This window comes from Kineothrix sp. IPX-CK (assembly GCF_039134705.1).
In the GTDB taxonomy this organism is placed as follows: Bacteria; Bacillota; Clostridia; order Lachnospirales; family Lachnospiraceae; genus Kineothrix; species Kineothrix sedimenti.
In genome coordinates this window covers 1,714,265-1,732,700 of the sequence record NZ_CP146256.1, presented here as the reverse complement: position 1 = coordinate 1,732,700, position 18,436 = coordinate 1,714,265, and the positions used below count along the sequence as shown (strand labels likewise).

The following is an 18,436-nucleotide window of genomic DNA, read 5'->3' as shown; positions in this document are numbered from 1 at the left end:
TAGGTCAGAGACTGCTCCGGCATATAACCGAAGCAGTCTTTAACTTTTATTTCAATTCAGAGTTTACTAACTGCTCTGCATTGTCAAGAGCTCCCTGTATATCATTTCCCCCAATGATTGCAGCTTCATACGCTTTATTGACATCTGCCTGAATATCTCCCTGGCCCTCAACTCCCAGCGAATAATCCTTTGACGTATCGCTAAGCTGTGCAGACATCGCTCTTGCCTGTCCTTCCAGAGTCTCCGTATCAGATGTAAAATAGGAATCTGCTGCTGCGGCCGTTGTAGAAGGGAATATGGCAACCTCTTTACAAAATGCCAGCTGATTTGCATCGTTGGTAATCCATGCAGCAAATTTGATTGCTTCCTCATGATTCTTGCTCGCTTGTGGCACAACTATGTTCATTAAAGCGTTTCTGCTAAGCTTTTCTGATCCAGTAAGAGGTGATGCGATTGCAATTTTCTCATAGACATCGGGTGCCTCGTCCTTGATTCTGGAAAGAGAAGATCCTGAGGAGCTGATAATAGCAAGCTTCCCTGTTTCAAACAGCTTCAGCTCTTCATCCCATTTACCCCAGTTGTTATTGGCAAGAACACCTTCTTTGGTATATTCCTGGAACGCTGCAAGCAAATCAGCAGTCTGCTGGGTATTAAATGCTGCGGCAGTATTGTCTTCATTCAATATCGGAATTCCTTCTTCAAACAACATGTTGAATAATTCCGGAGGATTATATAAATAAGCACCCGTGGCATCCTTCATCTGTTTTGCAAGTTGATTTGCCTCTTCATAGGTGGTCGGTATCTCTGTAATTCCGGCCTGTTCGAACAATTCTGTGTTGTAGAACATTATATTAGGTGATGCATACCAGGGAAATGCATATGCCGACTCCCCAAGCTGTGTGGACTCATAAAGGCTTGGGATATAAATGCTCCTTTGTTCCTCTGTCGCTTCTGCATTTAAATCTACCAGTGCACCTTTTCCAGCTAAAGTCAGCGCCATCTGCGTATTCAGGTTTACAACATCCGGGGAGCTTCCGCCGGCTGCCGAAGTAACAAGCTTTTCTTGAATGGATTCATAGGGAAGATCTACCCATTTTACTGTTACACCTGGGTTTTCTTCTTGATACTGGGCTATCAGTCCGTTAAAGAAATCCGTAAAAGTCGGTTGCAGTGATATCGTCCAGAATTCAATTTCCACGGGATCGACTGCCGCTACCTCTGTACCTGCAGATTCGTCCGTTACACCCTGCTCATCTGCTGCAACCTGCGTATCCCCTTCCCCTTGTGTGTCGGCTGCAGTGCTGCTATTGCCGCATCCGGTAAGCATAACGCTTGCTGCAAACACAGCAGTGAGTAATACATTAACTAGTTTCCTTTTCATATTCGTTCCTCCTTTTTTATTTTTACAAACGGACTAATGTCCGTATTGTTAACCAATAACTGCCGGGCTGACTATATCACTCCATAGATTATAATTCAGAGTTGCCAGTTGATTATCTTCAAAATAATGGAAAGGAAGATTTTCTTCCTCCAATTCTTCCACTATTTTTAAATCACCGTTTACATAAAATGAAATTCTTTCAGACGATTCCCTCAGACGCTGTTTTAATCCCCCGATTCGCTGTGACTGAATTTCAAATCCAAAAGTCTTATTCTCAAGATACCATTGTTCCCTAAATGCGTTATAAAAAATATCCAGCTTTTCGGTAATCTGAGGAATTTCAGCTTCCGCTATTTCCTTTAAAGCCGTTATATCCTTTTCGCAGTATGCTCTCCTCAGCCGAATGCCTAAATCCACTTTTTGCTGCAATACGTCGCATAATACCTTCTGTGTTTCAAAAAGATAAATGAAATCACTATCTTGCCGTAAATCAATGCAAGTCTCCAGCTTCTTTGCTATTTTATCAAAATAGTCCTTTTCCAACTGTTCTGCCACGGAGTCAAACGTACCTATCAAAGGATCGTTGTACAAAAAGTACTTGCTGGCATTATTATGTTTTCCGGATGTATCAGAAAGCGGATTTGTACAGTCTATTAACATAAATTCTTCCCATTTCATTCCTGTCAGCATCCAAAATGCCGTATTTGTTATTTTCGATTCGTACGCCAGATTAGCGTCGGCAAATAACGCCGGCAGATTGGAAAACTGGCTTGCTTCCGCCCCGTTATCGCCCCAGCCGGTAATCACCACCGAATCCACACGGTTCTTCTTGCAGGCATTCAGTGCTGCTTTGCCGCTTTCCATACTGTACCTGTTATGAGGCGCAAAACCAGTCCATTTCCACGCTCCCGCAGCAAATCCGATGTTATCCGTTAACTGAAGATGCTGTCTGAGCATTTCATCATACCGATTTTCATCACAGGAATAATAATCCCAATAAACAATCTCCAATCCTTCCGGAATGATGACTTTTTCAGCGAGCTTTTGATCTGCCTTATAATATTCCCCGCCAAACACCAGCCTGAAAAACATATCACTCCAGATCTGAGGCCGCAAGCCATACTTTTCACAAATTGCAGTAACTTTTTTCAAATGATCATACATGATTTCAAATCGGTTTTTATATCCATGGGAATCCAGGTATTTTCCAAGCCCTACCATGTGTGCCTCATCCATTCCGATATTGATTTTACCGGAAGAAAAACAGTCCGCTATTGTTTTTATGTAATGATCCAGAAACTCGTAAGTACGCTCGCTGTCTGCCAATAGAATATCGTCTGTATCTATCATCTTTTGGTATTCTTCATATCTTTTAATCTGATTAAAGTGGGCGAGCGATTGTACATACGGCCTGATTTCCATTCCATATTCTGCCGCATAGGCCGAAATTTCTTTTATTTCCTCCGGCTTGAAAGCCCCTCTCATATATCCCAGATAAGGTTCTTCCGATACCTTTATGGTATCTTCTATATAAAGCCCCAGAAAGTTATATCCGAGCAATGCCAGAAAAGGCACAAGTTTTTTTAATGTGTTCATTGCGGGAACGGCATTTCTGGAGCAATCCAGCATATAACCGAAATCACCAAACTGTTTTCTTTCTTCCAGTTCCAGACTGCCGTCTGCCTGCGCCGCAGCCATGATCGCTCTTCCAAGATCCGGCAGCTTTGCATATTCCACTGTTAAAGTCTCTTTTTCTTTGCGTAAAAAGTAACCTTTATTTTCACTCTCGCAAGCTGACAACGTATATTCGCATGCATCAGGACTGTTTTGCAAAAAGAAATTGGCTTTTTCAACGATCGGTTTAAGCTTCTCCGACAAATCAAAAGTTCTTATCTTCATTTGGGCTTTCTCCTTCCGACATTTTCTTTGCAATTGACTGCATTATATCAATACCTCCGGTGAGTTTCAAGAAATCCGGCTCTTTTGGAAAGTACAATCACAAAAATCCCGATTTGGTACTTTTTTATGAAACTTCTTCCCAAATCAGCCCGTTCATTGTTTATCAAAAATAAAGTTATTATAATAAAAGCAGTGAAAAATACAGAAAGGAAAATTAACATGAAAAACATCAGAATTTATAAAGAAAAGGACTACGAATCAGTCAGCAGAAAGGCTGCAAATCTCATATCGGCACAGGTCATTTCAAAGCCGGACAGCATTTTAGGACTTGCCACCGGAACTTCCCCGCTGGGAGCCTATCATCAGCTGGCCGAATGGTGCACAAAGAAAGATGTGGATTTCTCAAGGGTTATTTCCGTTAATCTGGATGAATATGTAGGTCTCTCACCTGACAACAGTGAAAGCTATCATTATTTTATGGAAAAAAACTTCTTCTCAAAGGTAAATATCGCCATGGAAAATACTCATGTTCCTAACGGTCATGTCTCCGATCTGGAAGAAGCATGCAAGGCTTATGATTCTCTGATTCAGGACCTGGGAGGCATCGATCTTCAGCTTCTCGGCATAGGAAGCAATGGACACATTGGCTTCAATGAACCCGGAAAAAGCTTTCTGCTGGATACACATATCGTGCAGCTGACAGAAAGTACAATAAAAGCTAATTCCCGATTGTTCTCCAGAATAGACGACGTTCCGCGCAGGGCTATCACCATGGGCATCCGGAATATTTTTCAGGCGGCTAAGATTGTCTTGATCGCCACCGGTCAGAACAAAGCTGATGCTTTGTACCGGTCCTTCATGGAGCCAATCACTCCGGAGGTGCCGGCTTCCATCCTTCAACTGCATACGAATGTGTCAATCGTCGCCGATGAAGAAGCTCTTAAACGGATTCCCGATGAATACTGCTTCTGATATCCGTATTCTCAATACAAAAAAGCGGTGCATCTCCTTCGATGCCTCCGCTTTTTTATTTATTCTTCTATAAGTGTACAAATACAATTATATATAGCTCCAGCCAGACCTGCGTTATTTTTCAGCGCGGCTTGCCTGATTTCGAGATTCTCCCTGTATGCCGGCATGATCCTGTCCTTTATCTTAACAGACAGAGGATCGATAAAAAGTTCCTTCTGCATACTAACACCACCGCTTATTATAATCATAGACGGATTAAAAATATGTACAAGACTTACCAAGCCATCTGCCACGTAATCAATCCATTCCTCCACAGCCGCCTGCAGCTTTGCATTGCCTTTTCCCAGTTCTTCAAATATGGTCTTTCCGCTTACGTTATCCGCAAATGCCTTAAGTTCTCCCTTTTTCATTCTTTCGTTTATCATTCTGACCAAGGCCGTTGTGGAAGCATACCGCTCGTAGCACCCTCTGTTCCCGCATGTGCATTCCTCTCCATCGGACTTGATAGAAAAGTGTCCCATTTCACCTGCTATTCCACGTGCTCCGGAAAGCAATTTCCCTCCCGTGATGATACCTCCGCCAATCCCCGTACCAACCGTAATCACAATAACGTCTTCGACTCCTCTTGCTGCCCCGATCCAGTATTCACCCAGAGCAGCACAATTCGCATCATTTGCCACAGCGACCGGCAAGCGGAACAGCTCCTCCATTTCTTCTTTGATTCTACTGTCCTGCCAATTTTTAATATGTCCTGCGGTTCCGCTCACGACCCCGGTTCTTGAATCGATCTGGCCGGTAGCTGATATTCCGATCGCTTTCAGCTTGTCTTTATATTCCGGATGTTCCTCAATAAAAACTGCCGAAACCTTTTTTACTGTCTGTAATATTGGTGTTTCATACTGATCGAAGTTAACGGATGCCGTATCCGATGCGAACAGTTCTCCTCTGCTGTTCATGATTCCCATTTTTACGGCTGTACCGCCTATATCAATTCCGAAATAAATTTCGTCACACATTTCACTTCTCCATTTCTTACGTATCATACCCTCTCAGCGCCGAAAGAGTATCGTGATATTTCATTATTTTATTCTTTGCATCATTCTCAAAATAGTAGGTATAAAAAACATCTACAAGGACCAAAATAGGAAATTGAGGCGATATCATCGTACCCCCATCCAGATTTTTCGCCGTCGCAACATATATTATTTCATCACAATCATTTTGAAGCTCTATTTCCTGATCAGAGGTAATCATTACTACATATGAACCTTTGGCCTTTGCCATTCTGACCGCATCCAGTATGGCCTTTGTCTTTCCGCTTAAAGAAATGGCTATTACCATACAATTTTCATCCGTCACCGCCATTGACATCTGTATCATCTGCGAGTCGGTGACCGCCTGTATATTCATGCCGAGTCTCATAAATCTCAGTTGAAATTCCTGTGCGGTATATCCGGAACTTCCCATCCCGCAAACAATTACACGGGGATGTACATTCATCATATCCGAAACACGTTTCACCTTTTCTTCATCCAGAATATGAAAGCCTTCTTCCAAAAGTCTAGTATAGGTATTTTTCACCTTTTTTGTCAATACACTTATATTTCTTTCGTACAGATCTTCCTGGAGTTCTTTTTCGTAAGCAAAAATAAACTCCCTATAACCCTTATAATTACATTTCTTTGCGAATCTCGATAAAGTAGCCTCCGAAATATAAAGCAGCTTTGATATATTTTTAGAAGAAAAGTTTATTACTTCATTATTATTTATAAAAAAATCTGCTATACTTCTTTCTACTGCTGTCATATTTTCATAAACCAGCAGAATGTTCTGCTTAACACTATCCATTGGTCTGCTCCCATTCATCGGTTAATCCACTGTAATCAATATTATTTTATTATACTTCATGGCAGAAATTATTACTACAGTATTATTCCTGCTTCCAGTCCTTTATTCTAATTATCGAGACTTGTCTTTTTCTCGATTTCAATCGTATCCCCTTCCTGGATATCTTCCGCAAACCATCTGCGTGCGATAGCAAGGAAAGAACCATCCTTATCCTTCTCACATGTTACAATTCGATTCTCAATTTTTACTATTTTTAATTTCATTATTTTTTACCAATCCTTATATTTATTATTAGACAATAAAATAAATAATATCAAATAAATGCAATCTCTTCAAGGTTGATTTATAAAAGAAAAAATGTTATTCTATTTTAAGGATTTTATTGCTTCAGGAATTCACCCAGTTTCGGATTTCTGAGCTTTTTGTTTTTTATGAACATAAATGATATGCGATTTTGTAATGTACATAAGATATGAAATTCTTTTATAGAAAGGATATGAAAATAGAAATGAAAAATATATCTAAAAAAACCATACCTGCCCTCATATTGATTTTGAGCATCGCCCTGCTTATAGGCCTTGACCAGTTCACTAAGTTTCTCGCTGTTAAAAATTTGAAAGAACAAGCGGATTTCGCACTCATTCCCGGTATACTGGAATTTTCTTATTTAGAAAATACCGGGGCGGCGTTCAGCTCCTTTCTTGGCAAGCAGGGGTTCCTCATCACCCTGACGTCCTGCGTTATGCTCTTCATCATTTGGAAATATTTCCAGGTTCCGGAAGGAAGGCGATTTCATATCATGCGTCTCACGTTTCTTCTCGTTATAAACGGCGGAATCGGAAATCTGATAGACAGGATAAAAAATGGCTATGTAGTGGACTTCATCTATTTTGTTCCCATCAATTTTCCCAAGTTCAACGTTGCAGACTGTTATGTAAGCGTAGGAATGGTACTGCTTTGCATTATTTGCTTCTTCTATTACAAGGATGATGAGCTTAGCTTTTTATTTGGAAAGGCTTCGGACAAATAATTGTACTTATTTTATCAGCAAAAGGAGGATGCCCGCTGTTATAATCGCCAAACCGGCAGCCGATTTCTTTGTGAGCTTCTCCTTCAGAATCATACACGAAAGACCTACGGTAACTACGATACTAAGGCGGTCCACCAACACTACGATACCCGCCTCTCCCTTTTGCAGCGCCTTATAATAACAAAGCCAGGAAAGGCCCGTAGTAATACCGGACAGACAGATGAACACCCAACTCTTTTTATCAATGCGCTTAAGTCCGTTCTGTTTTTTTCCTGCAAATACTACAAGCCACGCCATAATGAGAACTACTACGGTGCGAATAGCCGTTCCCAGATTCAATTCTACTCCGTCTATGCCGATTTTACCGAGAATCGCCGTAAAGCTGGCAAATATTGCAGACAATATGGCATAGGTCAGCCACTTCATCCCGCCCCTTTTCTTTTCCGGCGTTACTTCTCTCTCTTTTATATTTCCTTTCTTCGCATTCTTCCTCTCCATCATCATATAGGTGCCCCCAACGATTACCGCCATGGACACTATTTTTAACGATGTAAGAGCTTCTCCCAAAATGAGAAAAGCGAGCAGTAAGGTGAGTATAATGCTGGCCTTGTCGATTGCCATGACCTTGTGGACCTCTCCATAACGCAGCGCCGCAAAATAACAGAGCCACGAACAGCCCGTAGCGATGCCCGACAGCACGAGAAAGGTGAATGTCTTAGCGCTGATCTGTGAAATTGTATCCTGCGATCCTACGAGAAATACCATCAGCCATGAAAACAGCAAAATTACAACCGTACGGATGGCCGTTGCCAGATTCGAGTCCGTATCCCTAATGCCTATTTTAGCGAGTATCGAAGTTATTCCTGCGAAGCCCGCGGAACACACGCATAAATAAGCCACATATTAATAACCATGCCTTTCCCTACAAAGCAAATTGACTGTTATAGAGCTTTGCATAAAATCCTTCGGCCGCCAACAGCGTTTCATGATTTCCTTGTTCTATGATATCGCCGTCTTTCATCACCAGAATGATGTCGGCCTCCTTTATCGTCGAAAGCCTATGCGCCACGATAAAACTGGTCCTTCCCTCCATCAGCTTTGCAAATGCGTTCTGGATCTTAAGCTCCGTCCTCGTATCGATAGAGGAAGTGGCTTCATCCAAAATGAGCATATCCGGCTGACAGAGCATGACTCTTGCAATACATAGAAGCTGCTTCTGTCCCCCGGAGAGATTTCCTCCTGCCTCCGTAATCACAGTATCATAGCCCTCCGGCAGCCTCTTAATAAAGCTGTGGGCATGGGCTGCCTTCGCCGCCGCGATAATTTCCTCGTCTGTGGCCTCAGGCTTTCCCATTACTATATTTTCCCGAACCGTTCCCGCCTTCAGCCAAGTATCCTGAAGCACCATACCATAGGAGGTGCGAAGGCTCATCCTCGTCACATGGCGGATATCCTTTCCCTCTACCTGTATCTTTCCGCTGTCCACATCATAAAAACGCATCAGCAGATTGATAACCGTGGTTTTTCCGCAACCGGTAGGACCCACGATTGCCACCCGCTGTCCCGGCCTCACATGAAGATTAAAATTTTGAATCAATTTCTGTTCAGGAGTATAGGAGAAATACACCTCGGAGAGAGAAACATTTCCCTCAACATCCAAAAGCACTGCCGCATCGTCTGCCTCTGGTATCTGCGGTTCCTCCTCGATAAGCTCCAATATCCTTCCCGCACATGCGAGAGCATTTTGCAGCTCCGTAACCACTCCCGAGATTTCATTGAAGGGCTTCGTATACTGATTCGCATAGGTAAGGAGGCATACAAGCTGCCCTATACTTATCCCTCCTGCAATGGCCAAAATCGCTCCTGTAATTCCCACCCCCGTATATACTATGCTGTTCACAAAACGTGTTGCCGGATTAGTGATAGATGAGAAGAAGATCGCCTTTAATGAAGCCTCCCTTAATCTTTCGTTGACTTCATCGAACTGCTTAAGTGCCTTCTCTTCGTGTCCGAAGGCCTGTACCACCCTCTGACTGCCCACCATTTCATCAATTAATGCCGTCTGCTCTCCTCTCGTCTCCGATTGAAGCTTAAACATACGGTAAGTCTTCTTCGCGATAAAATTAGCTACCAGAAAGGAAACCGGGGTGAGCAATACGACTATCGCCGTAATTCCCACATCTATAGTTAACATAATAATCAATGTGCCGAGAATCGTAATCACTCCGGTAAACAACTGGGTGAATCCCATGAGCAGGCCGTCCGCCAACTGATCTACGTCGGCGATCACTCTGCTGACCACCTCCCCGTAGGAACGGGAATCTATATATTTAAGGGGTAAAACTTCAATTTTTTTAAATGCTTCATCCCTCATGTCCTTCACAATTCCGAATGTCATTTTATTATTGCATACATTCATGATCCACTGCGCTATCGCCGTGAATATAATCGCTGCAGCCATGCGATAAAGAAGCACCAGAATGCCGGCGAAGTCCACCAACCCTTTATCGATGATAAGGTCGATCGCATCGCCGGTAAGAATCGGCACGTATAACGTGAGCGCCACGCTGACAGACGCCATGAATACGGACATACCCAAATAAAACCAATACTTTTTTATATATCGAAGTACCTTGAAGAGAGTCTCCTTTTGACTTACGCCGCCGTTGTTCATGCCCTCTCCTCCTTCTTAAACTGCGAATCATAAATTTCCTTGTAGACATTGCAGCTATTTACTAATTCCTCATGCGTTCCGATTCCCGCCACTTCACCGTCTTCCATAACCACGATAAAATCCGCATAACGGATAGATGCGGCTCGCTGAGATACGATAAAGACCGTCATATCCTCTTCCATATTGCGTATTTCTTGACGCAGTCTGGCATCAGTGGCGAAGTCCAGCGCAGAGGCGCTGTCGTCCAATATAAGTATTTTCGGTTTTCTCACTAACGCTCTGGCAATGGTAAGGCGCTGTTTCTGCCCCCCTGAGAAATTCTTGCCCTCCTGCGATACTTTGGCGTCCAGTCCTCCTGCCTTTTCCGTGGCGAATTCCTTCGCCTGTGCGATTTCTAACGCCTGAAGGACTTCCTCCTCCGAAGCATTCTCCTTGCCCCACTGTACATTTTCCCTTATGGTTCCTTTGAACAGCACCGCTTTTTGCATGACGATGCCTATTTTGGAACGCAGCACGTCTAACGGATAGTCTTTTACATCCACTCCGTCTATCCTTACGCATCCACCGGTCGCATCATAAAATCGGGGGATCATATTAACCAAAGAAGATTTTCCTGAGCCTGTACCGCCTATGATTCCTACCGTCTGCCCTCTTTTTACCTTAAAATCAATATCCGTCAGAGCTTCCGCTCCGGCATTTTTATAGGACAGACAGACATGCTCGAAAGAAACCGCAATGTCATCGTTTCCATCTCCATGAACCAATTCGGTTTCATTTTCTCTCTCAGGCGATACTAAGCTGGATTTCATCTCGAATACGGCTGCAATCCGGTTAGCACTGGCGAAAGCCCTCGTTATGGTTATGATCAGATTGGCGAGTTTAATGAGCTCAACCAATATCTGAGACATGTAATTTACCAGCGCAACTACCTCTCCCTGCGTAATATAACCGCCGTCCACACGAAGAGCCCCCGTCCATATGAGCACGATCAGCGCACCGTTTATAATGACATAGGTCACCGGATTCATCAAGGCGGAGATCTTTCCTACAAACTGCTGCATCCTTGTCAGCACTTCGTTTTCTCCTTCAAAGCGCGCTATCTCCGCTGCCTCCTTGTTGAAAGCACGTATTACTCTCACACCTGTAAGGTTCTCCCTCGTAATACCGAGAATTCTATCCAGTCCCGCCTGCACCTTCTTATACAATGGCATGCTTACGAGCATGATACCAAAAACGACGGCACTGAGCAGAAGGATAGTTATTACAAAAATCAGTGCCGCCTTGCCGTCAATGGTAAATGCCATCACCATAGCTCCGAACACGATAAAAGGGGAGCGCAAAAAGAGGCGCAGTACCAGATTCACTCCTGACTGCAGCAGATTCACATCGTTTGTCATTCTGGTAATCAGCGTAGAGGTCCCTATTTCGTCCATCTCTGTAAAGGACAGCTTTTGAATGTGCTTAAACAGCTCATGCTTCAATCCGGCAGAAAAACCCACCGCCGCCTTGGCGGAATAATACTGTGCGGTGACAGAGCATACCAGTCCGATGACTCCCAGAGCCACCATGATCAGGCACATCCTGACAATATATCCTTTGTCTCCCTGCGCGATCCCCGTATCGATGATCGCCGCCATAACTAACGGCACCAGAAGCTCAAAGGATGCCTCCAGCATCTTAAAAAGCGGAGCCAATACTGTTTCTTTTTTATAATCCTTAAGATAAATCAATAACTTCTTCATTGTCTAAGTTCTCCGGTATATCTACAATAATTTCATACATTTTATATGAGGTCGATAGCGTCTCGTACACTCCTTACACCGATCACCTTCATATCCTTTTCTTCGCTTAAACCCTCCATACAGACCGCAGGCAGAATACAAGTGGTAAATCCCAGCTTCTTAGCCTCCTGAACCCGCTGCCTCGCCATGCTCACAGCCCTTACCTCTCCGCTTAGTCCAACTTCACCAAAAGCAATTACCTTGCTATCGATGGCCCGGTTCCTAAAGCTGGAAACGATGGCCAGCACGATTCCCAAATCAATAGCCGGTTCTACGATCTTGATTCCTCCTGCCAGATTCACATAAGCGTCGCAGCCTGACATTTGCAGACCAACCCGCTTTTCCAGCACCGCCATCAACAGATTCACCCGGTTGAAATCCGTGCCAATCGCCTGACGCCTCGGAATACCGAAATTGCTCCCGCATACCAAAGCCTGTATCTCTATCAGTATCGGTCTGGTCCCTTCCATAGAGCATGCCACCACCGAGCCGCTGGCGTCCTCAGGCCTGCCGTTTAACATGAATTCTGATGGGTTCATGACCTCTATCAGTCCTTCTTCCCTCATTTCAAACACTCCGATTTCATTGGTGGAGCCGAACCGGTTCTTCACCCCGCGAAGTATCCGGTAGGAAGCATGCCTGTCCCCTTCGAAATAGAGCACCGTATCTACCATATGCTCTAACACTCTGGGGCCTGCCACCGTTCCCTCCTTGGTCACATGTCCTACAAGAAATATAGATATATTCATCCCTTTCGCCAATTGAAGAAAAATATTTGTTGCCTCCCTTACCTGAGACACGCTTCCCGGCGCCGACGATACATCCTCGCTGTACATGGTCTGAATGGAATCAATGACCGCCACATCGGGCTTCATTGCCTTTAAGGTCTCCTCGATAACGTATAGATTCGTCTCGCACAGGAGCAGAAGGTTGTCGTTGAATTCTCCGATTCTGTTGGCCCGTATCTTAATCTGGCGCAATGATTCCTCTCCGGACAGATACAATACCTTTCTGCCGGCTCCGGCCAACTTCTGGCATACCTGAAGCAAGAGAGTGGACTTACCGATTCCCGGATCTCCTCCTACCAGAGTGAGGGAGCCCGGCACAATGCCGCCTCCAAGTACCCTATCCAGTTCTTCTATCCGTGTGCCGATTCTCTCCTCACCGCCTAAGGACACCTCCGACAGCCTGGCTGGCTCCGCCCGTTTCACACTGCTTCCCGCTTTCGAGAAACTCCCGCTTCCCTTCGTACTTATAGTTACCCGTTCTTCCACAAAAGTATTCCAAGCCTTGCATCCAGGACACTGTCCCATCCATTTCGACGATTCATAACCACATTCCTGACAAAAAAATACTGTCCCGTTCTTACTCTTTGCCATACTTACCCCTTAATTTCCTATTACCTTTCCTAATTACATAAAAACGGGACTTTCACAAAATGACCGTCCCGTTTTTCGTTTCTTCTATTTTGCTACTCTGACATTTACTTCTCCAACACCTGCAAGTTCCACGCTTAAATTCAGCTTACCGCCTAAATTCGTACTCATCTTACCAATACTTTCGTTATTTATAAAAACCTCGTATTCTGTTTCGTCCTGAAGACCTACAGTAATCTGTGCGTCTTCATCTCCTTCTACGTTAAAGTTAATGCCATCCTGCGTTTCCTTAAAATCGGTTACACTCGTTCCCGGTACCGATTCATATACAAACATTCCGTTCTTCTCAAGCTTCGTCATGGTTCTGTACGTCTTGACCTTCAGCAGGTCACCGCCGCACTCGAAATCCTCCAGCTTCGCTTTTTTCTCCAGTTTGTGGTTGCCAAAACTGATTGCTCCTTCGCCTTCCGAGCGAAGTAATTCTTCCACCACTGCCATTTCTTACGTCCTCCTAAGTTCCTTCCTTCGCATAATATGACACTTTTTCAGCATCTTATTCTTACTATCAGTATAATATATTTTTCATATTTAATCCACTAAAAGTTCCGATTTAAGATTCTTTTTTTACTCTAAAGGAAGCCTTTCCGTCTTTTACTCCTGCAGTCACGTTATCTCCCGACTTTATTCTTCCCGCAAGGATTTCCTCCGCAAGCCGGTCCTCTATCACCGTCTGAATCGCACGCTTTAACGGTCTCGCTCCCATCTTATAATCGGAATGTTTCTCCACAATATATTCCTTTAAAGCAGGAGCGATGGTAAGATTGATATCCATCTGCGCCTTGCACCTGTTTCTTAGATTTGCTGACAGCAAGGTAATAATCTGTTTCATATTGTCTTTATTCAAAGGATGGAACACCATGATCTCATCGATACGGTTAATGAACTCCGGTTTGAAAAGCCTTTTCACTTCCTCCATTACGCCGGATTTCATCTTTTCATAATTCTGTTTCTCATCCGTCTGGGAAGAAAAGCCCAAATTCTTTGGATCGATTATCCTCTGAGCACCTGCGTTGGAAGTCATGATGAGTATCGTATTCTTAAAGCTCACCTTACGCCCCTTGGCATCTGTAATATGTCCGTCGTCGAGCACTTGAAGAAGAATGTTGAATACGTCGGGATGTGCCTTTTCAATCTCATCGAACAACACTACTGAATACGGATTGCGTCTCACCTTCTCGCTGAGCTGTCCTCCTTCGTCAAAGCCTACGTATCCCGGAGGAGAACCTATCATCTTCGATACGGAGTGTCCCTCCATATATTCCGACATATCTACGCGGATAAGGGAATTCTCCGAGCCAAACATCGCCTCGGCCAGCGCTTTGCTAAGCTCCGTCTTTCCTACACCCGTGGGACCAAGGAATAAGAAGGAACCGATAGGTCTGTTAGGATCCTGTAAGCCCACTCGTCCTCTGCGCATCGCCTTCGCTACCGCAGATACCGCTTCCTCCTGTCCGATTACCCGTTTGTGAAGAATGGATTCTAGCTTGAGCAGACGCTCGCTTTCCTTTTCCGCCAGCTTCTTTACCGGAATCTTCGTCCACATAGAAACAACCTCGGCAATTTCATTTTCTCCTACCACATATCTTTTATCCGCTTGCTCCGAATCGAACCTGCTCTTCATCTTCTCATATTTCTTAATCAAAGCATCCTGACTGCGCTTAAGCTCTCCTGCCTGGCTGAATGCCTCCGCTCGCACAGAACGCTCGATCTGCACGTCTATTTTCGCAATCTGCTCCGACAATTCTTTCATCTTATCCGGTATATGCATCGTCTTAAGCCGCACCGCAGCCGCCGCTTCATCGATTAAATCGATGGCTTTATCAGGCAGATTCCTATCGTTGATATACCTGCCGGAAAGCTGCACCGCCGCTTCTATCGCTTCATCGAGAATCATTACTCTGTGATGCTCCTTATATTTTCCTACCACGCCCTTCAAGATGCGTACCGCCTCCTCTTCCGTCGGCTCCTCTACGTTTATCGGCTGGAACCTTCTCTCCAGGGCTGCATCTTTTTCCACATATTTTCTATATTCGGCGATTGTGGTCGCGCCTATTAACTGAATCTCGCCTCTGGCCAGGGAAGGCTTTAGTATATTGGAAGCGTCGATCGCACCCTCCGCACCTCCTGCACCGATGATCGTGTGCATTTCGTCCAGAAAGAGAATGACATTGCCATCATCGATAACTTCTTTAATTACTTTCTTAATCCTCTCTTCGAATTCCCCGCGGTACTTGCTGCCTGCCACCATGCCCGACAAATCCAGCGTAAGTACCCTCTTATTTTGTACGGTGAAGGGCACCTCTCCCGACACGATGCGAAGGGCCAGCCCTTCTACCACCGCCGTCTTACCTACTCCCGGCTCGCCGATCAGACAAGGATTATTCTTCATTCTTCTGCTGAGTATCTGAATAACTCTTCCAATTTCTTCCTCCCGCCCGATTACGGGATCCAATTCTCCCTTCCCGGCAAGTGCCGTCAAATCCCTGCTATACTGTTCCAGCACCGAGGCTCCGCCTTTTTTCTTGCCGCTTTGTTTTTTCGCAAGATCCTCCTTATAAAGCGCTCCATCCGCCCCCATGGCGATCAAAGCGTCCACATATACCTTCTGGGCGGATATTCCAAGCGTATTCAAAAGCCTTACCGCCACATTATCCCCCTCTTTAATCAGCGCCAGCAGAATATGCTCGGTTCCAGTTCTCTCCAGACCGAAACGGTCTGCCTGTCTATGCGATTCCTCCAACACCTTCGTTGCACGAGGTGAATAGCCGTCTCTGTCCTTTATCTGTATACCGCCCTCCGGAGCGATCAGATCTCTGATCATCTCCATAAGCTGGTTCTCCTCCAATCCGTTCTCCGAAAGAATCCTCGCCGCAACGCCCGTCTTTTCCTTTAACAGACCTGCTAAAATATGTTCCGTTCCCACATACCCTTGCTTTAAACTTGCCGCGGTCTTCTCCGCCAGCACAAGAGCGGCTTTCGCCTTATCCGTAAACTGTGACTGCATCAATCTAGTCCTCCATAATTTTCATATACTTCGTCAATAAGAGCATGCACTTCTTCTCTGGAAATATTCTTACAACTGCTCCTGGCGAGCAGAACATTCAAATCTCTGCGCAGCTCCTCTATAGCCTCCAACTTATCTACATCTATTGCAATGACAGCGCCTCTGCGCCTGTCCACCTTTACAAAACCCTCCTGCTTAAGAACAGTATATGCTTTATTTACCGTATGCATGTTAATTCCGATATCATCCGCAAGCTGCCTGACTGAAGGAAGCTCTTCGCCTATTCTTATTTTGGATGTGGCAATCCCGATAATAATCTGATTGCGAAGCTGTAAATATAATGCTTCGTCGCTATTGAAGTCTATCTCTATTATCATCATAATAAATACCTACCTCCTGACTGTTATACAAATATTATAACACTCAGAACATTATGTCAAGAAGCTGCTTCATTTACCGCGAATAGGACCTAATCCCCTGTGAATTAAAAAAAGGCATATGAGCACCCAGCCCATATACCCCCTTCTTTTGTTTAATCTTTATCTTCCATATTTAAAAATTCGAATTCAAACTCATCATCATCGATCAAGAAATTTTTTGCTTTCTTCTTCGGCGCAGGTGCAGGGGCGGGCGCTTCTTCCTCCGGATCATCATCCATCCTTCTGACTTTGGATACCGGCACCTTAGCCGTTCTTTCCTTTACCACTTTTAAAGACTGCTTCGTCTGCTTAGCACCGCTCCGTCTTCTCACGGGAGGTTCTTCCTCATCCTCGTCATCGTCCTCATCTTCATCATCGTCTTCGTCGTCGTCATCATCTTCTTCGTCATCGTCCTCATCGCCGTCATAATCGTCATCATCATACAAATCCTTAATCTTGAACAGCAGCAAAGTAACTGTAACTGCCAGAAGCGCAGCCACTACTGCCAGAACGATAATAACGATTTTCTGTGTGGCGAGCTGATCAGAATCACTTTCACTCTGCGCAGCTCCCGCTTCTGCCGCAGTCATGAGCCCCGACAGTGTCTGCCGTGTTCCATTTATATTATCGTACAGATACCATTCATTTTCGCCAGCATCATTCTGTGTATACACCATCTCATAGTCAGGCTTAAGCTCTTCTTCTTCAGGAACAGGCTCCTGCGTTTCTTCTGCCGCAGCATCCCCGCCTTCCTCTCCGAGTGTCGTATCAGCGTCTTCTTCGCCATTTGTTTCTGTACCTTCCTCTGTCGTCGCCGGCTGCTCGGTCTCAGTGGTGGTCGCTGCCGGAGGATCTCCTACCGTTACCAAATCTGCGCGAATAAAGCCTACGACTTCATTGCCCGAAGAGGTCGTATATTTTATCTGGTACCATTTCTTCCCGTCGCTTGCTTTCGCTTCTCCGGTAATGGTAACCACCGTGTTTTTCGTTGCTGAACCCAATGTTTCATGCTCTGTAGACGCACCTTCCCTGATTCTTGCGCTCTCGTAGCTTACATATGCCTTGGTCTCCGCAATAGGGGTAGCCGTAGTAGCTGCCGGCTTACTCTCCGTCTGAGTGCTGTTTGCAGTGGTGCTATTCGTGGTCGTACTATCCGTGGAAGTTGTTGTTGTTCCGGTAGAGGTGGTTGCTTTAATCAATAAGTCGGATCGGATATATCCGGTACTATTATCTGCCGTCACCTTGTACCAAAGCGTTCCTGCACTATCAGTCACCTCGTCCGTAACGCTTACCGTACTGCCCTTTAATAAGCCCACTACTACGTCACTGGAGGTGGTCGGCTCCTTCCGCACCTTCGCCGCATCCGCAGATACAATACCGGTAGTCTGCGTATAGGCCAAGCTTACCGAAGGTGTACCTATAAAAATAGCGATAGAAAGCAGCGCATACGCCGCCACAGCCAGTAGTTTCCCTGTTATCGTTTTCTTCATCCGTGTTTCCTCCCCTTATGGGTTATTTATTTTGATCCGGCTTGATAAAACGCATCGCACCTTCGTTCCTCTCTTTAATATCCATTCCATAACCTGCCAGCATTCGTTTCGTCCTCTCCTGCTCTTCGGCAAGCCTGTGATAAGAAGCTGCACATTTCTCGCAAAGCGTTCCGTGACGGATATTGACCCCGCAAATTCCACATTTCATAAATGTCTTGGAATCCGATGCGATTTCCAGTCTGGACTCCCTTAGCATCTGCCGCATGGCCTTCTGGCTCACTCCCGTTCTCTCAGATATCTCCCCGGATGTTGCGCCCGGATTTTTTTCTATGTAATTGCGGGCTTTCCCGTAGTCATCATAAGCACGATAGTGGCAATCCTCACACTCATATTCGCCGACGCCCCTAAAAATCATAATACCACCGCATTCGCTGCACACATATGGCCTGTTATAATCGTATTCTCCCAACTTTCCAACAAGAGTAACGTCCTTACGCTCCAT

At 44.9% G+C, this 18,436-nt stretch carries 15 protein-coding genes and 1 pseudogene; 2 read left to right on the top strand and 14 right to left on the bottom strand.

Going from position 1 to position 18,436, the window contains the following annotated elements; all coding sequences use genetic code 11:
- Positions 1-46 precede the first annotated feature (46 nt).
- Together V6984_RS08175 and V6984_RS08170 are read right to left on the bottom strand one after the other, a co-directional pair.
- Positions 47-1,381 carry a sugar ABC transporter substrate-binding protein gene (locus V6984_RS08175; protein ID WP_342759288.1) on the bottom strand — a complete coding sequence of 445 codons (1,335 nt, stop codon included), beginning with the start codon at positions 1,379-1,381 and terminating at the stop codon, positions 47-49.
- Between the two features lie 48 nt (positions 1,382-1,429).
- Complete coding sequence (locus V6984_RS08170) at positions 1,430-3,280, bottom strand: beta-N-acetylhexosaminidase (protein WP_342759286.1); 1,851 nt, start codon at positions 3,278-3,280, stop codon at positions 1,430-1,432.
- 228 nt (positions 3,281-3,508) lie between these two features.
- Here V6984_RS08170 and nagB point away from each other — a divergent pair, with 228 nt between their 5' ends.
- Positions 3,509-4,252 (top strand): glucosamine-6-phosphate deaminase, encoded by a 744-nt coding sequence (gene nagB, locus V6984_RS08165; protein WP_342759969.1) that lies wholly within the window; start codon positions 3,509-3,511, stop codon positions 4,250-4,252.
- 59 nt (positions 4,253-4,311) lie between these two features.
- On the opposite strand, the gene V6984_RS08160 is transcribed toward nagB, so the two are convergent.
- The 3 genes from V6984_RS08160 to V6984_RS08150 all read right to left on the bottom strand — a co-directional run bounded on the left by V6984_RS08160 (position 4,312) and on the right by V6984_RS08150 (position 6,363).
- Complete coding sequence (locus V6984_RS08160) at positions 4,312-5,268, bottom strand: ROK family protein (protein ID WP_342759284.1); 957 nt, start codon at positions 5,266-5,268, stop codon at positions 4,312-4,314.
- 16 nt (positions 5,269-5,284) lie between these two features.
- The gene (locus V6984_RS08155; RefSeq protein WP_342759283.1) at positions 5,285-6,100 is read right to left on the bottom strand and encodes a MurR/RpiR family transcriptional regulator; all 816 of its coding nucleotides are present in this window, start codon (positions 6,098-6,100) and stop codon (positions 5,285-5,287) included.
- Positions 6,101-6,207: 107 nt separating this feature from the next.
- Positions 6,208-6,363, bottom strand: coding sequence for a hypothetical protein (locus V6984_RS08150; protein ID WP_342759282.1), 156 nt, complete (start codon positions 6,361-6,363; stop codon positions 6,208-6,210).
- A gap of 233 nt (positions 6,364-6,596) precedes the next feature.
- Here V6984_RS08150 and lspA point away from each other — a divergent pair, with 233 nt between their 5' ends.
- Positions 6,597-7,130 carry a signal peptidase II gene (gene lspA / locus V6984_RS08145; RefSeq protein ID WP_342759281.1) on the top strand — a complete coding sequence of 178 codons (534 nt, stop codon included), beginning with the start codon at positions 6,597-6,599 and terminating at the stop codon, positions 7,128-7,130.
- 6 nt (positions 7,131-7,136) lie between these two features.
- Here lspA and V6984_RS08140 read toward each other — a convergent pair.
- The 9 genes and pseudogenes from V6984_RS08140 to V6984_RS08100 all read right to left on the bottom strand — a co-directional run bounded on the left by V6984_RS08140 (position 7,137) and on the right by V6984_RS08100 (position 18,436).
- Positions 7,137-8,032, bottom strand: a pseudogene (locus tag V6984_RS08140) (EamA family transporter).
- 20 nt (positions 8,033-8,052) lie between these two features.
- Positions 8,053-9,804 carry an ABC transporter ATP-binding protein gene (locus tag V6984_RS08135; protein WP_342759280.1) on the bottom strand — a complete coding sequence of 584 codons (1,752 nt, stop codon included), beginning with the start codon at positions 9,802-9,804 and terminating at the stop codon, positions 8,053-8,055.
- Positions 9,801-11,546, bottom strand: coding sequence for an ABC transporter ATP-binding protein (locus tag V6984_RS08130; protein WP_342759279.1), 1,746 nt, complete (start codon positions 11,544-11,546; stop codon positions 9,801-9,803). Before V6984_RS08130 ends, V6984_RS08135 begins: the two co-directional genes overlap by 4 nt.
- 41 nt (positions 11,547-11,587) lie before the next feature.
- Entirely contained in the window at positions 11,588-12,964 is a 1,377-nt protein-coding gene (radA, locus tag V6984_RS08125; RefSeq protein ID WP_342759278.1) for a DNA repair protein RadA, read from the bottom strand.
- Between the two features lie 84 nt (positions 12,965-13,048).
- On the bottom strand, positions 13,049-13,459 hold the full coding sequence (locus V6984_RS08120) for an endosialidase (RefSeq protein WP_342759277.1): 411 nt from the start codon (positions 13,457-13,459) through the stop codon (positions 13,049-13,051).
- A 112-nt stretch (positions 13,460-13,571) separates the two neighbouring features.
- Positions 13,572-16,025 (bottom strand): ATP-dependent Clp protease ATP-binding subunit, encoded by a 2,454-nt coding sequence (locus V6984_RS08115; protein WP_342759276.1) that lies wholly within the window; start codon positions 16,023-16,025, stop codon positions 13,572-13,574.
- Entirely contained in the window at positions 16,025-16,402 is a 378-nt protein-coding gene (locus V6984_RS08110) for a GntR family transcriptional regulator (RefSeq protein ID WP_342759968.1), read from the bottom strand. Before V6984_RS08110 ends, V6984_RS08115 begins: the two co-directional genes overlap by 1 nt.
- 155 nt (positions 16,403-16,557) lie before the next feature.
- Positions 16,558-17,934, bottom strand: a complete 1,377-nt coding sequence (locus V6984_RS08105) for an SH3 domain-containing protein (RefSeq protein ID WP_342759275.1) — start codon at positions 17,932-17,934, stop codon at positions 16,558-16,560.
- Positions 17,935-17,956: 22 nt separating this feature from the next.
- Positions 17,957-18,436 (bottom strand): winged helix-turn-helix domain-containing protein, encoded by a 480-nt coding sequence (locus tag V6984_RS08100; RefSeq protein ID WP_342759274.1) that lies wholly within the window; start codon positions 18,434-18,436, stop codon positions 17,957-17,959.